General features: G+C 46.9%; 7 protein-coding genes. 2 read left to right on the top strand and 5 right to left on the bottom strand.

From position 1 onward, the window contains the following. Nucleotides 1–201: 201 nt before the first annotated feature. From HU147_RS12695 to HU147_RS12710, 4 genes are all read right to left on the bottom strand, one after another. The gene (locus tag HU147_RS12695; RefSeq protein WP_224076603.1) at nt 202–4,461 is read right to left on the bottom strand and encodes a S8 family serine peptidase; all 4,260 of its coding nucleotides are present in this window, start codon (nt 4,459–4,461) and stop codon (nt 202–204) included. A 679-nt stretch (nt 4,462–5,140) separates the two neighbouring features. Then, entirely contained in the window at nt 5,141–6,685 is a 1,545-nt protein-coding gene (locus HU147_RS12700; protein ID WP_224076604.1) for an endonuclease, read from the bottom strand. 299 nt (nt 6,686–6,984) lie between these two features. Next, on the bottom strand, nt 6,985–10,551 hold the full coding sequence (locus tag HU147_RS12705; RefSeq protein WP_224076605.1) for a DUF6359 domain-containing protein: 3,567 nt from the start codon (nt 10,549–10,551) through the stop codon (nt 6,985–6,987). Between the two features lie 688 nt (nt 10,552–11,239). After that, the gene (locus HU147_RS12710) at nt 11,240–13,054 is read right to left on the bottom strand and encodes an FAD-dependent oxidoreductase (RefSeq protein WP_224076606.1); all 1,815 of its coding nucleotides are present in this window, start codon (nt 13,052–13,054) and stop codon (nt 11,240–11,242) included. A gap of 171 nt (nt 13,055–13,225) precedes the next feature. On the opposite strand from HU147_RS12710, the gene HU147_RS12715 reads away from it, so the two are divergent. After that, a complete protein-coding gene (locus HU147_RS12715; protein WP_224076607.1) occupies nt 13,226–15,103 on the top strand; it encodes an LTA synthase family protein in 1,878 nt (625 codons plus the stop codon). Nucleotides 15,104–15,223: 120 nt separating this feature from the next. Here the strand turns inward: HU147_RS12715 and HU147_RS12720 are convergent, their stop codons facing one another. Continuing rightward, nucleotides 15,224–17,434 (bottom strand): 5'-nucleotidase C-terminal domain-containing protein, encoded by a 2,211-nt coding sequence (locus HU147_RS12720; protein WP_224076608.1) that lies wholly within the window; start codon nt 17,432–17,434, stop codon nt 15,224–15,226. Nucleotides 17,435–17,742: 308 nt separating this feature from the next. On the opposite strand from HU147_RS12720, the gene HU147_RS12725 reads away from it, so the two are divergent. Further along, nucleotides 17,743–18,897 (top strand): acyltransferase, encoded by a 1,155-nt coding sequence (locus HU147_RS12725; RefSeq protein WP_224076609.1) that lies wholly within the window; start codon nt 17,743–17,745, stop codon nt 18,895–18,897. Nucleotides 18,898–18,906 lie beyond the last annotated feature (9 nt).

Genomic DNA, 18,906 nt, shown 5'->3' on the forward strand with positions numbered 1-18,906 from the left:
ACTCACTTCTTTGGATAATATTTATATAAGACGAAAAAGGCGGGGATTGGTTACAGGAAATTTGAACATATGACGGGCACATGCACAACTTCTGTACAATTCTTTCTTATTATAGCAAGCCGCACAGAAAAGTTCCGCTTCGAAGGGGTTCGGGGCAAAAAGAAAAAACCGGGAAAGGATTCCCGGTTTTTGGGTGCAGCATTATTTCAATAGGTCCAGCTTATCAAGGCCGCGGTAAAGGACAACTGCCGTTTCCGCGCGTTTGATCTCTGCAGTCGGTTCAAACATATTGCCTGAACGTCCGTTGATCAAGCCCAGTTCTGCAGCTTGAGCGACAGCTTTCTTGGCATAATCAGCAGTTTTTGCTGCATCTTTGAAGTTGTTCGTGCCGTCAACGCCTTTTAGAAGATCCGCATTTTCGTGCTCAATTGTGCGGATCATCATTACAGCTGTATCCTGGCGGGAAATGTTTGCTTTCGGATTGAATTTCGATCCGCCAACACCATTGATCAGGCCGGCTTTTGCTGCTGCTTCGATTTCTTTATGTGCCCAATGCTTAGCCGTTACATCAGCAAATGTGCCTTTGTAGTTTTCAAGCGGCAGATCAAGTGCACGTACAAGCAATACAGCCATTTGTTCACGCGTCAATTTGTTTTCAGGTGCAAACAATTTGTCTGTTTGGCCTTGGATGATGCCGCGTGATGCTAATTCTTCGATTTCCTTTTTAGCCCAGTGCTTCTGGATATCAGAGAACGTTACGACTGCTTTTGCTTCTTTTGTGATCGTGAATGTTTTCACTGTCTCGTGCCCAGCTGCATCCTTGATCACAAATTTGTATTCGTTCGCTCCTTCTTCCGTAACAGGAACTTTGAACGTAATGTCTTGGTTGAATGATTTCGCTCCGTATGGCTCAGAAAGTTCTTTTCTGAATACTTCGCTGTCATACAAGTAAGCGTAGATCTGATCGAAGTTGTCTTTTACGTTGAACGTAACTTCCACTTCTTTCTGGTCATGCTTCACTGTTTTTGGAACTTTCACGTCTGTGATGGTTGCCGGTTTCGTATCTACCAATACTTGGCGGCGAAGTTCCATTTCGTTGCCGAACTCGTCAACCGCTTTAACGGAAACGTGCTGTGAACCGTCTGGCAATTTGACTGTGTGCTTGAATTTCGTACCGTCGAACTCAGTTGCTTTCTCGCCGTTCACTGTCAGTGAAACGATTTTCGAAGCATCTTCAACCGTTCCGGATACGACAACTTCGTTTGTTTTATGGAAAGAAAGAACTCCCGGTGAATCAAAGAAGATAACCGGTTCTGTTGTTTCAGGTGTTGCAACAGAAAGTGCCACTTCTGTTTTATTGCCAGCTGTATCGTAGAATACTGCTTTCAAGTCGTCGCCTTTTTTCAGCTCCGGTGTTACTGCAAAGCTTGTTGTGGCTGGAGACAGCGATTCAACTGCTGCAGTTGCAGCATTGTTCGAAATCGCTACGCCGTTCAAGTAAACTTCCCAGCGGTCTGTAGCGATATTGTCCGTGAAGCTTGCCACGTCAACAGATTTTGTTGCTGCGTTGTATCTCGCTTGTGCTTGCGGTTTCACTGTATCGATTTTGACCGGGAACTCAACTGTCTGCCATTCAGCGCCTTCGTAGTCGATGACTGCGCGAAGCTGGATCTGGTAGTCGCCGTCTTTCGCCAATTTGCCAAGCACTTTTCCGTCCCATGCGTTAAGCGGTGTGAACGTGTACGGCAAGTTTGGTGAAGTTGCAGAGTAATGCTTTGTGAAATCGTTTCCTGTACGGATTGTGCGCAGTTTGTTGCCTTCTGCATCCAATACATTCACTTCAAAACGCTTCGCATTGCGGAGCAATGAGTAAACCGGGATGACCTGGTCTCTTGATCCGTCACCATTTGGAGAAAATGCGAATTTCTCAGGTGCGAAGTCTTTTTCATGTGTACCGCCATCAATAAAGCTGCCTTTTTCATCCGCCAACAGCGTCATTCCGTAGAACGACTCTTTGTCCCATGCCACTTTGTCGATGACATTGGCATCGTCCCAGCCGCCGTTAAAGCCGAAGAACGGCACGTTCAAGCGCGGGTTGTTCGTCACTTCTTCGTTGTCGTCATCCAATGTAACGAAACCATCTACAAAATAGCCGTTTTCGTAAACATCGTCAAGATCTGCATCCACATCTTCCGGAATCGTGACCGTTACCGGGATGTCGACTGTGCCGTTTGCAGGAACTGTAACGGTTTCAGGTGCAGTGACCGTTACATCATCCGTGATGTCCAAAGAACCGAGAACATTCGGTGCATTGATTAAGTCGCCTGTTGTCGTTTCAGCCGGCTCGTCAACCAGGACGTTCAAGTCCAAATTGTATTCTGCCTCTTCACTGTCGAAGTTCTCAGCCGTCAATGTGAATGAGAATGTGTTGCCGATTTCTTTCAAAGCCACTTTCGCTTCATTTGTTTCTTTGTTCGTCACGACTACATCTGTTGAAAGGGCATCATGCAATTGCATCAAGCCAGCACCTTGGCGGCGTGGTGATACGTATTCGCCTGGTTCTAACTCAACCGGATCTGCCGTGTTCATCATCAAGTTTTTCGCGAATTGAACGCGGTCTTCGCCTTCAAAACCAAGTTCGTTCAAACGTTCAAATACAAGCGCCGTACCACCTGAAACGTGAGGAGCTGCCATCGACGTACCGCTCATTAAGCCGTATTCGTCAGCATTCAATGTCGAGAAGATGTTGCCGCCTGGAGCTGTGATTTCCGGTTTGAAATCAAGGTTTGGTGTTGGTCCCCAAGACGTGAAATCGCTCATTTTCCCGGCTGTCGGGCTTTGTGTTTCCAAGTATTGGCCATCAAATGACACAGTTACCGGGTCACCTGATGCAAGTTCCGCTTTCATCGCCAAGCCGTCTGATTGAAGAGCCGACATGAAAGGAATCTTAATCGCAGGGTCTGAAGCCATGCTGATTGTGCCTGTTGTGTTGTTGTAGACGATTACTGCTGCTGCGCCTGCAGCTTGTGCGTTTTTACCTTTTTCAACAAAGTTGATTTCTCCGCGGGAAACAAGTGCTACTTTTCCAGTCAAGTCTTTGCCAGCGTAATCAGCTACTGTCCCTAAACCGGCATCTACTACTTCATAGGAAGCTGCTGGCAAGTCGCGTGGATCTGCATCGTTAGCCAACAAGTACAAGCCGCGTTGTTGAGACGCGTCGATGGAATAACCGAAGCTAAGCGCCGTAATCACGTCGTTTTCAAATGAAGCGACGCCAAACGAATCTTTAGAGACACTTGGAGATCCAGTCAAGCCGTAATCCTGGTTGGCTGCAGACGGGTTGGCATAGCCGGAACCGAACAAGTTCGAGTTTCCTGCAGAAATCGACACCAAAATGCCGTTTTCCGTTGCGCGTGCTACTGCTTCTTGTTCAGGGTTTGAAGAATCTACAAATCCTGCAGTCGAACCTAGGGACATGTTGATGACGTCAGCGCCCAATTTAATGGAATCATCGATTGCTTTGATGTAAATATCGCCGTAAGTCGATGGGTATTTCGGGTCGTTGCCGAATACTTTCAGTGCCAGGACTTGCGCTTCTGGTGCAACTCCTTGGATGCCGCCGTTTTCTTCATTGCCGTTTGCCGCTACTGTTCCGGCAACGTGCATGCCGTGCATTGATGCTTCCGGTCCAAGATCCAGAATTTCATCGTTGCCGTCCATGTAGTTGTAGCCGAATGGCACTTTTGCTGTGAAGTATTTCCCGTTTTCAAGGGACTCATCTGCAAGAAGGCCATCAACTTCTGATTTTGTGATGGCGCCAGTAGCGTCATCTGTCAAAACCATGTCTTTGTGGCTCGGGTCAATCCCGGTATCGATGACGCCGATGACCATATCTTCACCCGTGTAACCGTAATCATTCCAGACTTGCTGTGCCTGTACTAATTCTTTTGAATACTTCATCTCAGGTTTTACTTCCGGACGCTGGTATTCAGTTGACTCGTAAACAGCTTTGACGCCGTTCAAGTTGGCGATTTTTTCAACTTGCCCTGCTTCTACCGTCGCAGAGAAGCCGTTGAATACGGTCGTGAAGTTTTCTAGATAAGTAATTTTAGGTGCGACTTGGGCAATGCTTGCCTGTACTGATTTCTGGTTGCTTTCAACTGCATTTTCCAAAGACTCACGCTGAGTTTCAGGGAGACTCTTATATAAAACACCTTTTTTCGTAGCTTCTTCAATGGCCGGCGCTTTTTCAAGTTCAATGATGACGCGGACTTCTTTTTTCGGACTTTCCGGATTCACAAATTTAGCCGGCAGGTTAGCAGCCGGTTTTTGCGTATCCAATGTCACTACGTTGATCGGGCTCGTGTTTGCCGCTGAAACGTTTCCAACGCCATACCCCGCGGACGTCAATGCCATAACTGCTGTCATGGTGACCACGGAAAGTGATTTTAACTTTTTCAAACTTTTTCCCCCTCAGGTCTTTTTTTGCAATTACAACAATTGTTGCAATTGCGTAACAACTTAAATTTACCATATTATTTCGAGAATGCAAATATTTTTCAAATACTTTCATCACTTTTTTTTGGAATTACATTACATTTATTTAAGTCACACTATGGAGTAAATAGCGAAGTGAGGGTTTGAGCTTGTGATAAAAGGATTTTTATTCATAAGAGCTACATCAACATACAATTTCGATATTCCAAATCCTCCATTTCAGCCGGACGCGTTCCGCGGGCTCGCGCCGAACTAACTCGGAACTGGCGTCCCGAGTGGATTTCGGCACTTCGCTATCCCGCAGGAGTCGCCGGCTTCCACTTCGGATTCTTTAAGTAGAGGCTATCCAAAGGTATCGCTTTTCATTTACAACTAGATGGTTGAGCGTCAATTGGATGATCGTTCACTTTCTTATCAAAGCCAAACGCCCAATCGGTCTGGCCACGAAGACTCCTGTGGGACAGCGAAAGCTGAAGACCCCGCAGGAACGTTAGTGACGAGGAGACTGAAGCTGAGCCCACGGAAAGCGAAGTGGCCGGTCCGGTTGGTTTACACATCATCTTTCTTTTTTCTACACTTTGGGTTTTATATGTCTTTTTCACAAAAAAATAGCGGACGTGCTTAGCACGCCCACTACTTATTATTACCAGATGGCTTCTGCCCATTCCGGATGATCGACAAATGGATTGCGGTTGCCCTGGATGTCTTCGATTTTTTCATTGCGCTGCTTTTCCCATGCGCTGACGGGATCTTGTGCATGCCATTGCAATAGCACCGAAAGTTTTCCGTGGTATGGCGCAGTTCCATTGTTTAATTGATTGTTCAGTTCCAAATCCACCGGATCGCCCGGTTCGTAACGCACCGCCATGTACAGGAGCATGCGGGCTACGTCGCCTTTTACGTTGTTCGGCGGTTCCCATGAAGTGGATGTGCGCAAGCAGCCGGTGCAGCCGCTCACTGCGCTGCCGCCGTAGTCAAAGTCAAGATTGCCGCGCAGTCCGTTTATCTGCACGTCGCTCGGGCGCACGTGATGGATGTCGGTTCCAGCTCCGTTGGCTGTTCCGAAATCGCCGTGTGATTTCGCCCAGGTGTGCTCGCGGTTCCAGTTGCCGATATTGCCGCCGTTCAATGATTTCGAACGGGATTCGCCGGTGTAAAGTAAAATGACGTTATTCGGATTGTTCGGGTCTTCATCGGTCACTTTAAGCGCATCCCATACTGCTGAATAGCTGAGCTGCTTGTGGTCATCGATGATTTCATGCAGTTCCGCTTTTAATGCCTCTCCCTGCAGACCGGCGGCTGTTGCATAATAGCCTTCCACACTCGGAGCTGACGCACTGACGGTTACGGAAAATGACTGCGTGACGCTCTTGCTGCCGTCGCTCGCTGTCACGCCGACGATATGCGTGCCTTCAGTAAGTTTCAGCGTCAAGGTGGAACCGGCTATTGTCCCTTTTGTCGCTGTAAAGGAAAGGGCTTGCCCTTCCGGATCCGAGAAATAATTGCGCAGATCATATTGCAGCGACGTGCCGGATTGCACTTGCTCATTTGCAAAGGCCTTTGTTGCAACCGGCGCTCCGTTCGGTGCAGTACTTGAACCATTCATCGTGTGCGCACCAAGTTTGCTGAACGTATCTGTTGGATAAACCGTCCACTGTGTCGATGGATTGAATGCATCGTTGATGACACGGTCGCCTGAAGTCACTTCTGCATTCCGCACCAAAGTGACGTCTGCCAGATTGTTAACGCGTTTGCCGGTCTGGCCAATTGAATCGATTGCGGCGCCGGATTTCTCCAGCACCAAGGCATCGTCCCCATTGAAATTGATGACGCCGTCATTCCGCAGGTCGCCTTGGGCTTTTATTGCCGTCCCCGCGCTGCCGTGGTAGACGACAAAGGTTTCTCCGTTCGCGAGCGTTCCGGACAGATTCACTCGGCTCTGCGCGGAAGTGCTGCCATTTGAATACAAGGATAGGGAATAGGAACTCAAGTTTACAGCCGCTCCCGTACCATTATAAAGTTCGACCGCTTTGTTCATGCTGCTGCCTTCAACGTATTCTGAAATAAACAGATCACTTGCCGTGGTCGCCGCTTCCACTTTTTCTGGTGAACCCGGCAGCCACAAACTTGCGACCAGCCCGATTGATAACAGGACTTGCATTCCTTTGTTCCATTTGCTTTTTGGCATCTGACGGTGTGCCTCCTCTTTTCTGTAAAATGGTTGTGAACTGGCAAGCTTGTCTGCGTTTCCCCTGATTTGACGATTTGTAAATTATTAGAAATAAAATATTAATTTACAATTTATACTATTCTTTAAACTAAACTTTAACCATTCCTCTACTCCCCGTCAACGCTATTTTGAAAGAGTTACACAATCTTAATAAAAGCTGCATCCGAGCCGGGACATACGCCACTTTCAAACCCAACATTCATCACCATAAAAAAAAGAGATTGCCCTAAATAATATTCAGGGCAATCTCTTAATTTCTATTTCAGCGAAGCATCCTCTGCTACGAGGTAGTCGATGAAAATATCGAACATTTTAGCTGCTTCTTCACGCGACGTGAATTTAGCCGGCATGAATTTGTTGTTGTAGCCGTGAGCGATTTCCAGTTCGTAAAGGACCGTGATCGCTTCTTTTTCTTCTTTTGTCAGTCTGCTGATGTCTTTGTACGGTGCGTATTTATCCACTCCGTATTCCTCAGTAGTCATTTCAATCAGACGGTGTACAAGCAATGCAAAATGCGCACGCGTAATCGGTTCATTCGGCTTGAACTCGGTTGCGTTGAAGCCTTTGATCAATCCTGCATGATAAGCGGCATTGATTTCCGCCTGGCGCTCCGGATACAGTTTTCCGATGTCTTTGAATTTCGACTTCGGTGCTTTTTCCGGCTCCAAATCAAACATGCGGGTCATGATTGTCACGGCTTCTACACGGGTCAAATTCTTTTTAGGTGAGAACGTGGTTGCGGTAGTTCCGTTAATGATGCCATCTCTATACAAATTGTAGATGTGGCTGTATGACCAGTCGCTTTCAAATACATCCGTAAACGGCATTTCCGGAAGTTCCGGTTCTTCTTCGTTTGAATTGAAATCGATTTGTGCAAGAACCGGGTCATGGTCAGACGCGTGGCCATGATATTCCATGAACATCGAGTTAATGTGCAGCATGTCGATATCGGTGTTGTCCGCCAAATTGTTTGTTACCAAAATGTGGTCGAGCACTTGCGAGTTGCCTTGGTAGTAATAAGAGAAACGGTCTTCAAGCGGCACATCTTCAACTTTGTTCGTCAAGTTGTCGCCTTTTAATGCTTTCAAAGCCGGTGTGAATTCGAAATCGTTCATGTCGCCTGTAACAACGACATTCAAATCCGGATCTTGTTTCTGCCCTTCGGCAATAAAGCCATTGATTGCTTTCGCAAGCTCAATGCGCTCTGGTACTGAACCAAGAACTGGCGGCTGGTTTTTGCCGAACAGCGATTGGTCTCCGCCTTTTGAGTTCAAGTGGGCTGAAATGACAATCACTTTTTCTCCTTGGAAGTCAAATTGTGCTGCTAAAGGCTTGCGTGTGCCTGGCATTGGAATCGGTTGAATGCGTCCAGGGTTCAAGACAAGTTCGCCGTCTTTCCATGAATTTGTTTCAGTCGATGAGCCTTTTGCTCCTTCAACTAGTGATACGCGTTCCGGGTTGTACAAGAATCCGACGCGGATGTTTCCGCCCGGCTCGCCGCCGTCTTTGTTGTATTCAGGGACAATGTCCGTGAATTTGTATTCCGGTCCGCCTGCTGCTTTGATCGCTGCAATCAGACGCTCATAGCTCTTCGTTGCATCGCTGTTGCCGGATGCAATCGGGCCGTCGTTGTCCTGTACTTCAATCAACGAAATGATGTCCGGTGAGTTCAAGTTTTTCACAAACGATTCGCCAAGGCGCGCCGCTTTTTCGTTGCTCGTATGGTTCGGATCGGCTGAGAAGTTTTCCACATTGTAGCTCGCTACAGTCAACTTGTCTTCAGCGTTCTCGATCCATGTTGTTTCCGGTTTAACCTTACCGTCTACTAGAGGCGGAAGATCTTTTTCGTTCGTCCATAATTTGTAGTTTCCGAAGCCGAAGCCCATGACGCCGATAACGTCGCCATCAAATGAGTCGCCCGCTTTCGCGATGAACTTCTCATTGTTAAAGTCGACGGTGATGCGTTCCGGGTTGTAGTCGTTTTCCGAAAGCAGGATTCCGCCTTGCTTATGGAATACCGTGTTCGGCGAGTTTTCCGCTACGACAACCACTTCTCCATAGCCCTGCGGCCCAAGGATTTTTGCGTTCGGCACTGCCAAACGCATCAATTCAAGCGATTCCCAGAAATCTATGCCGTCTTCTTCCGGGTCAAATGAAGTCAACCCATCGTTGTCGATGATTTCAGACGGCGGCTGCACGTCTTCGCCGATGACAATCGGTTCAGGAAGCGGCGCTGTTCCATTCGCCACAGCTTCTGTTGCACGGATGCGCGTAATTGGAAGGTCGACGTCTTTCATATCGGAATAGCCTTCCTGGAAATGCTCTTCCACGGTTCCGCTGACTTTCACTAAGTCACCGACAGCCAAGCCGTTCGATGCTTTATTGACCATGATGGCCTCAGAAGTGGTCAAGTCGTTGTCCGGATTTGTGTCTTGGATGACAAAGTTTGCGGAGTTGTAAAGATGCGTCACGACTCCGACGATGTCATTCACTACGACATTTTTGTAATCCGAATAATGGCCGTCGCCCTGGATGTCACGGATTTTCAAGTCCGCAGTTTTCAGGACGGTGTAATCGAATGAAAATACTTCAGATGTTTTATCGCCAATGGCGATTGCTTTGATCGTTGTATCTTTTGCCAATACGATTGGCGCTGTGTAGCGTGTGCTGCTCGCTGTTGGTTTTGAGCCGTCGAGCGTGTAATAGATTTCCGCATTGTCCCAGCCGGATTGAAGGTCGATTTCCGTTCCTTCAGAAACGACGCCTGGGAAAAGGTTTGTGTAAACGGCTGGTTTGTTGACCAGGTCAAAGCTTTCTGACCCTAGTGTTTTCACTTGGTATGAAGTATTGAATTTCGAAGCGATGCCCGATACATGGATCAAGTCGCCTTCTTTATATTGTTTGGTAAACTGGTCAAACAGGTAACCGTTGCGGTTGTCATTGCGGACAACGACCGTTTCGCCGTTTTCGGCTTTTGCTGTAAACTCAAACGTACCGTAATCGTTCACAGACGTCAGACCTGTAATGACAGCGTTTTCAATTAGAATGTGTTCGCCTTGCGTTTCTTCATTTACGCCAGCTGGTGATACAGTTTGTGTTTCCGGCAATGCGTTGTTTTTTGAAACGACTTCGATGTTTGTAGGCTGCAATTGCAGTTCCCCTGAGTACTCGGAAGTTTTTCCTGTCAATCGCACTTTGTCGCCAGGTGCAACATTCGCGCTGCTTGTGTAAACGTACATTCCTGCAGTATCATCCTGGATGTAAAATGCATTTCCGCCCCAGAAGCCTGTTCCAGTTGTGACGATGCCTTCAACTTGGATCAGTTCGCCGCCAGATGTGCGGGCTTTTGCGATGGAATCGACGATTGTCGCTTCCGGTGCTGGCGGTGGTGTTTCACCGGCAGAAAGAATCGTATATGCTGTTGGAGATTTTAAACCGGATGCTCCAAAATATTTTTCCAGGTTCCCTGTAATGGTAACCTGAGCTTTAAAGTTTTCTGGGTGGTCCACTAAATTCAATGCTGTGCGTATTGAAGTACTAGTCGGTAAAGCTACCGGCATGATTTTAGCTGGATCTGTTTCATCAGGAGAGTCAGCTAAAGCTAAGTTAGAAGGTACAGTAAATGGTCCTTCCTGTTTGTAACTTGGTCCGTTACTAACTGTTCCAACGATATACCCTTTCACTGTAGCTGTACCGCTGTTATTGGCGATCGCTTCCGCTACTGTAATCGGTTCTGCGGCATTTGCTGTTGCCATGGTCGGCAAGACAGCGGACAAAGCCAGAAGAAGGCTTAAGAAAATCTTGGTGAATACGTTTTTCGACACTCGTTTTCCACTCCTCAGGAGATTTACTATGGTACGGGAATAGTATACTTCATAATTGTAAAAAATTATATTTATTTTTTCGGAATAAGATAAATAAATACAATTTTCTATGGAGTCGCTCTATTACCAAAGTTGGAGGCAGAAAAATGGTAAAAAGAGGGTTGATTTGCTTGAAGAAAGTACTTGGCAAATGGGCAACTTGTCCTCAGGTGTCTCTTCTAAGTGCTCCCATTGAATCTCTATCGAAGTTTTTGGAGGTTTTATCGGTGTTTTTCGCTTTTCTATCGAAGTTTTTCGCTTTTCTATCGAAGTTTCCAACGCTTCTATCGATGTTTTTCAACTTTCTTCCGTAGTTCCCCAAACAGATTTCTAAAGATCAAATAGCTTTGATTGGAAAAGCCCTTCGCTTAAGCGAAGGGCTCCTTTAAGACCTAAGGGCGCATTTCGCCTTAGCGAAATGCCGCAGGGACCGTGGAAGTATTTCCTTATCGAAGTTTTATATGAGCTAGACCACTGTCTTATTGGAATCTATCGAAGTTTTTGAGGCTTCTATCGGTGTTTTTTCGATTTCTATCGAAGTTTCACAGCTTTCTATCGACGTTCTTCACTCGCGTACACCCTCAAGCTAATGTGCTGCCTCATCTTTCCCAAAAGAAAAAGGCATTTGCAAGCAAATGCCTTTCTCTTCTTATTGAATTTTCTTCAGCACTTTCCCGATGAGGTAATATGCTTCCGCACCGGTCAATGGCCGGTCTTCTTTCAGCCGGTTTGCAATGGTTCCGTCAATCAGGCCGGCTTTGACCGCTTCGCCCCAAGGGTCCACTTCTTCTATTGTTATCCCGTTGAATGCGAGAATCAGCTTGGCGGCTTGATTGCGGGTCAATTCCTGGTCCGCCGTCACTTGCCCTTGCATCGCTTCCAGATTGGCGCGCATTTTTTCAGCTTCGGGCGTTGAGATGCGGTTGGCGCCGTGCATTAAAATGTTTGCAAATGCTTGTTCCACCATCGGCTCTTCCACTGGCAATTTGTTTTCATATGCGCCTTTGATCAAGCCAAGGTTAAGCAGGGTCCGGACTTCCGGGTAAAACCATTCCCCTTCGTAAGAGTAGCCGAGGTCGAATGAATAGAGATTGGCGCCTTGCTCTTTCAGCGTATGCTGAAGCTTTTTGATGGCTGCTTTGTCTTTGCTCATTTCCCGCAAGCCCATGTCTTCGTTGATTGAAATGGCCGCTGCTGCACCTGCCGCTTCGCCGGCCGTCATGCCAGTCGGCAATACGCGTGCACTGCCGGCAGCGAGCGAGCTGTAGCCGGCGGCTTTGCTTGCGACGAGCAATCCGTCTACGTTCTGCGGCACAAGCGAGCGGAACGGGATGGCGTATTGCACCGGATCGCTATAGATGGCGCCGTAGTCTTCAATGGACGTGGCTTGTTCATCGACCGGGTAAGCACCGAATCCGATTGAATCCCAATGGTCTTTGTTTTCCCAGACATCACTCAATGGCAGTTGGTATTCCGCTTTTATGTGGCGGGTTTCTCTTATATAAAGTTCTTCCGGGTAACTTGCAACTTCCGCTTTTTCAAATCCCGGGAAGTTGTTGCGCAGAAACTCTACTATATAATTGGTTTCCTCTTTCCCCATTTCGATGGCGGCTTTTTTCGACTCCGGATCCAGTCCGTCCACGCCGAAAATTTGCAGTGCATTGATGACAATGGTCCCGTCGCTTTGGCGGACAATGTTCAACCCGCGAAGGCGTGTGTCTTTTGCATGGTGCGCTTTATAATCGAAATGCAAATCGCCGTATCCCCAGGCGACATTGCCGCTTACTTCACCGCCGCCAAAGACGCCTTCTTTCGATGCTTTTTGGAGCCCTTCCCAGTCGACGCCTTTCAAGTGGATCATCAGCGTCACGGCCATTTTCCGGTCTTCAAGGCCCATGTCTCCGCCGCCGGCAAAATAAGGAGCCCCTGCTTTCACGGCCAAATCTCCGTCTTTCGTGCTGTCGATAAAGCGTTTTGCGGTAACCGTCCGGCTTTCTCCCGACGCTTCCGCCAACTTAATGGCTGAGAGGCGTTTGCCTTCTTTCACCGTTTCAGTAATTTGCGTTTCCTTCAGTAAGGTCAGGTTGTCTTCTTCAGCCACCAATTGGTGAAACGCTTTTTCCGCGGTTTCAATGTCAAAGCCCACTTGGCCGCCGACCATCTCATGCCATTCGGCAAAAATCCCGGCATTGGCGGGATTGCCGTTTTTATCCGAGCTGACATCAAGAAAATTCAGCATGCCGTCTGTCATTAAACCGCCTAAGCTATCATCCTCGGAGATCAATAGCGTCTTGCTGCCGTTCCTTGCTGCCGAAACAGCCGCCGCCACGCCTTCCGGTTCACCCCCGAAGACCACGACATCAAAGTCGGTTGCTGAAGCTTCTTCCTTAAAGCCCATCCATCCCGCAATCAACAAAATTGCGAGCAGAAGCAATGCAATAAATCCTATATGTGTCTTTTTCATTATGTCCTCCATTTATGCTTATTCCAAATATGCCTCCTGTAATGGTAGCAGACCCATTGCCTTCTTTCAAACCTCTCCTCGCACACAATTCCGCAGCTACTTGACTTCTTCCGTTCTTTCACGAACAATAAAGGTTGGACAAAAAAAGGATCTAAATTAGGTGGTTAATTTATGAAAAAAGAATCGGTACTTCAATTCTTCAAAAGTCATTTGTTTATTATTTCTCTTTTATTATTATTAAAAGTGGTGCTGCTGCGCTTCTTATTATTCCAGGAAGTCAGTCTGTTGAAAGCAGTTGTCCTGGAGCTGAGCTATATTGTGCTGTTTGCGGCCATCATTGAATTGATTGCCGTGAAATGGAAGCCGTGGACGTTTCTCCTGTTCAGCCTTCTGTTTTCCACACTGTTTTTGGCGGTCATTATGTATCATTCCTTCTTCGGCCGTATCGTAACGTACTTTGCGCTGTTCCAGGTTGGCCAAGTCGGCACCATTTCGGAAAGCATCACGGCGTTGCTGAATCCGGTCTATATTCTGTTCTTCGCAGACATTCTCATTTTGCTCGTCTTGCTGGCGTTCCGGAAATACCCGCTCAGCACAAAGCCTTTGAATGCGAAATATTTGGTTGTGCCGATTTTATTGGCAGCGATTGTTGTGACGCTCGTCAACTTTACATCCCATAAAGATGAACTGATTGCGAACAACGTTATTGCTGCAGAAGAAAAAGGGATCCTGAACTATGAAGCGCTCGAAATCGTTTTTGGCCCTGACAGCCAAGTAAACGCACAAACCAATGTGTCGGTCGAAAACGCAGCCGAGCTGCAAAAAGAAGTGCTGGAATTGAAAGGGTTAGAGGACATTCCGGTTGCGGATCGCAAATTTTTCGGTGATGCCGAAGGACGCAATTTGATTGTCATCCAAGTTGAGTCGATGCAGAACTTCCCGCTCCGCCTGGATGTCGGCGGCAATGAAGTGACGCCGAACATGAACAAATTGCTTGATGAAAGTTTTTATTTCCCGAACACCGCCCAGCAGACCGGGCCTGGAAATACGTCGGATGCGGAATTTATCCTGAACACCTCGCTTTACCCGGTGGCGTTCAACCCGACCTCCCAAACCTTTGGCAATAAACAATTCCCAAGTCTGCCGCGTTTGCTGAACGAGCGCAACTACACGACAATGACGTTCCACGCGGATGACATTTCTTTCTGGAACCGCGATGAATTGTATCCGGCACTTGGATTCAATAATTTCTACTACGGCGAATTCTTTGGCAATGAAGACGTGATCGGCATCGGTCCATCTGATGAAGTCATGTTCGACAAAGCCTTGCCGGTATTGAAAGAACAACACGCCAAAGACAAACCGTTCTTTGCCCATCTGATCGGGCTGACCAGCCACCATCCATTCACGTTGCCAGCAGAAGAACGCCAGTTTGTGCTGCCGGATCAATTCAAAGATTCTTTGACCGGTGATTATTTAGTATCCATGCATTATATGGACCGCGTCATCAACGATTTTATTGAGCAATTAAAAGCAGAAGGCATTTACGAAAACAGCGTCATTGCCATTTACGGCGACCATTTCGGCCTGCAGCAAAGCGCCATCAGCGAACGCGATGTCGATTTGGTCAGCGAATTGCTCGGCCGCGAGTACCAGACACTGGACCGTTTGAATGTCCCGTTCATCGTCCATGCGCCTGGGATTACGGATCAGGGCGAGACTTTCGAGAAAATGAGCGGCCAGCTGGATATGATGCCGACGCTAGCCAACCTGCTTGGTTTGCCGCTCGACGAACAAGTGGTCTTCGGGCAAGATTTGTTGAATCACGATTCCAACTTGCTCGGTGCCCGCTATTACTTGCCAGTCGGTTCGTTCTGGAACGACGACATCCTGTTCATGCCGGAAAAAGGCTTTGAAGACGGCACCGCTTTCGATTTGGAAACGGAAACGCCGCTGGATGATTTCAGCCAGTACAAAGCGGACTACGACCGCATCCTGCAGCTCGAAAGCTTGTCGGATGCTTATCTGGAAAGTTTGCCTGAACGATAAAAAATGCCCCGCTTCCTTAAGTTTAGGAAGCGGGGCATTTTTGTGTGATTTTGGTTGAATTGCGAACCATAAACAAAAATCCCGCCACACCGGCGAACCGGTGGGCGGGGTTTTGCTATTTTATTCGCTTGGTATTTGCTTGATCAGCAACGAGAACATTTTTGCTGTTTCTTCACGTGTTGTGAATTTAGCTGGCATGTAGTTGCCTTTCCAGCCTTCTGAAATCTCGAAATCGTAAAGCATCGTGACTGCTTTTTGCGACTCATCGTTCAACTTGCTGATATCTTTGAACGGAGCCGGTTTAGTCATTGCGTAATCTTTGTCGCTTGCATGGTCATACAAACGGTTCATGATCACAGCAAAGTGTTCGCGCGAAATTTTTTCGTTCGGGTTGAATTTCGTGCTGCTGACGCCTTTGATCAAGCCTGCTGCAACAGCGGCATTGATTTCTGCTTGGCGATCCGGGTGAAGTTTTGAAATATCCGTAAACTTGGATTTTGGTGCATCAGCTACTGGCAAGCCCAGTGTACGTACCATAAGCGTTACTGCCTGCCAGCGTGGCAAGTCTTGTTTTGGCGAGAATGTCGTGCCTGTTGTTCCGTTGATGATGCCTTTTCCGTACAAGTCTTGGATGTATGGATAAGCCCATCCTTTTTCGTCAAGATCAGTAAACGGCATTTCCACTTCCCCTGGCTCTTCAGTTACAGGAGCCGGCACGATGCCGTACGGATTTCCTTCTTGCAACGATGTTACATAATCGATGAACATTTCATAATCGATGTTGCCTGGCTCACTTACACGGCCATCAGCATACGCTTCACCAAATGAAGTGTAGCCGTCTCCGCCTTTTGCAGTGAACGTATTCGTCGCTACTTTATAGTTCTTATTCAAATCAAGTGCTGTACTTGTACCATTTTCCACTACTGTCACTTCTGTAACACGTGACCCTGCTGGCTGTGTATTATCAAACTTGAAATCCAGTCCAGCTGTATGCAGGAAACCGCCGGATTCATTTGGATGATCTTTCACACTGTTTTCAAGAGCTGCTTTAATTTCTGTACCTTTTAGGTCCATAATAGCCAATGCGTTGCCAAAAGGCATAACCGTCAAAACATCACCGACTGTGATGACACCTTCTGTAATAGAAGCACGGATGCCGCCGCCGTTTTGTACAGCGATGACTGTTGCAGGATCAATCTTTTTCGCAGTTGAAAGCATACCTTCTGTAATCAAGCTTCCAAGATTTGTTTCAGAAGCACGGACACCTGTTCCGTCCCCATTTGTTTTGCTGCGGCCGCCGTCAAGCAAAATTGTGGCTTCCGCTCCAATTGATTCGTTTTTAACTGCATCAACTTCTTCAGAGTATTCTTTTAGCTCTTCAGCAACTGCTGCGTCAGGAGTAAGAGTCGATTTCGCCACTTCGTGTAGAGTTCCAACGTGATTTGTAATTACGCCTTCTTCATTGAAAGTAACATCCAATTGGCCGACAAATTTGCCGTATTCGTTCGCTTGAACGATGACAACCGGGTCCACGTTTTCCACTACTACAGGTGGAGATACTTTTGTATGAGTGTGTCCACCGACAATGACGTCAATTCCTTCCACTTCTTTTGCAAGCGTTAAATCGTTGTCGAATTTAATAGAGTCATCAAAACCGATATGTGTCAATGCTACGATTTTATCTACGCCAGCTTCTTCAAAAGCTGCTACTGCTTCTTCAGCTGCTTCCAGGTAATTGGTGAATTCAACATCGGCTGGGCTGGAAATAGAAGCTGTTTCTTCAGTTGTCAAACCGAAAATCCCTATTTCTTCTCCGTTCACTTCTTTAATGATGCCGTTGTAAATCTCGCCGTCCCCGTAATCGGCTGTATACTCTTTATGTTGCCATTCGCCGAGGAATTCATTTGCAGCAAAGTCCACGTTCGCTGAGACGAATGGGAAATCAGCTTCGGCAACAAACTCATCAAGTGCCTGATGGTTGTCCACTGAACCAAGGTCGAATTCATGGTTCCCGAAAGTCATGGCATCGTATTTCATCATGTTCATGAATGTCATATCTGCCTGTCCTTGGAAAGTATTAAAGTAAAGCGTTCCTGAAAAAACGTCACCCGCGTCAAGCAATAAATTATTTGGTTTCTTTCCGCGAATATCATTCACAATTGCTGCACGCGTCGCTACATTATCCAAATTCGCATGCGTGTCGTTCGTGTGCATAATCGTCAGTTCGAAATCTCCCGGTTCAGCTGCTTTTACATCAGCGGGCGCTTGAACTCCAATCACACTAGCTGTCAATGCAGCAGCGATTGTGGCCTTAAACACTTTTCCTTTCATTCTGACACCATCCTTAATAGTTTTTTGAGCAATTGCCGTCTACCCAGCTGCCTGTATCGGATCAATGCTCTGTCTCTTTGAACACAGCAAGTAAGCGCAATCATTCGCTTTTAGTGTAGCACGCCCCCTTTTTTAGAACAATAAGATTTTTAAATGAATTGCCATTTAACTAAATCTTTATACCCCCTTTACAATTCCGTAAATAGCACTAGCAATTGCCGTGGTAAAATGATGGAGGTGTGTTTAACGTACAGGATCCTTTCCAAATCTATAATCGATGAGGCAATCAAAGAAAGCATGGTGATCAAATGTCTTTAAAACGAAAGTATTTGGATGAAGTGCAATACGCCCGGGCGCTCGCTTTGTTCGCCGTATTTGCAGTCCATTCCACTTCGCACGCCGTGGCAACGGCAGATACCGGCTCTATTATGTTCGGCATTTATAATTTTTTGAATATCGCCGGTAAAATCGGGACACCTACATTCATTTTTCTGAGCAGTTTTATTTTGTTTTATACGTATTACCATCGAGACCTGACGGCCAAGTTGTTCCAGCAATTTTATAAGAAACGGCTGTTGTTCATTTTGGTTCCTTATGTCGTTTTCTCGGTTTTCTATTTCCTGGTTTATCAGCGCCTCTACGGAAGTTTTGATGATATTCCCGCGTTGGCGGAAAATTTTCTTTATAAAGTCGCAACCGGCAACGCGCATTTCCATTTGTATTTTGTGTTTGTCAGCGTACAGTTTTACTTGATGTTCCCGGTCCTGCTTTACCTCTTCAAAAAATTCAAGTGGATCCGGAAGTACTCCTTTTTTATCGGGATTGCCATTCAGTGGGCATGGGTGCTGCTGAATGCTGAATACGGCCTTGTCCCATCGAAATCTGTTGTATCGCTTTCTTATATGATGTTTTATTTCTTCGGGGCGTTTCTTGGTGTGTATTATGAAGCGGTTGCCGCTTGGATTCGGGATTGGCGAAAGAACTTTGCGGGGATCGCGTTCATCTTTGCCGGCTTTGCGGCCATGATTTATTTTTATGTCGATATTTATTACAATATCCGCACCGGACAGCCGACATTCAGTAACCGCGTCGTGGAATTTGCGTGGAGTACGCATGCCTTATTTGCATGCGCTGCTATTTTTATCACGGTCCACTTCCTCGCTTCGTTAAAACTGGGTTTCCTTAAGAAACTGCTGACAGAACTTGGCACTGTATCGTTCGGCATGTACTTGATCCATCCGTTTTTCCTGATGGTGTTGAGGCCCATCATGCCGGACAGCGGCGGGCCTTTGGAATTCCATTTCCAGCAATTGGCCGTCCTGCTTATTATGTTTTTCGGCAGCTGGGGTACGGTCCGGTTCTTTTACGAGTTCGTTCCGTATAGCTGGGTTGTGTTCGGAAAAGGAAACCGGCTGCGCAAAACGCCAAAAATCAAAAAAGGAGTTGTCCCTAAATCACTTTAGGGGCAACTC

Source organism: Planococcus chinensis (assembly GCF_020071995.1).
In the GTDB taxonomy this organism is placed as follows: Bacteria; Bacillota; Bacilli; order Bacillales_A; family Planococcaceae; genus Planococcus; species Planococcus chinensis_A.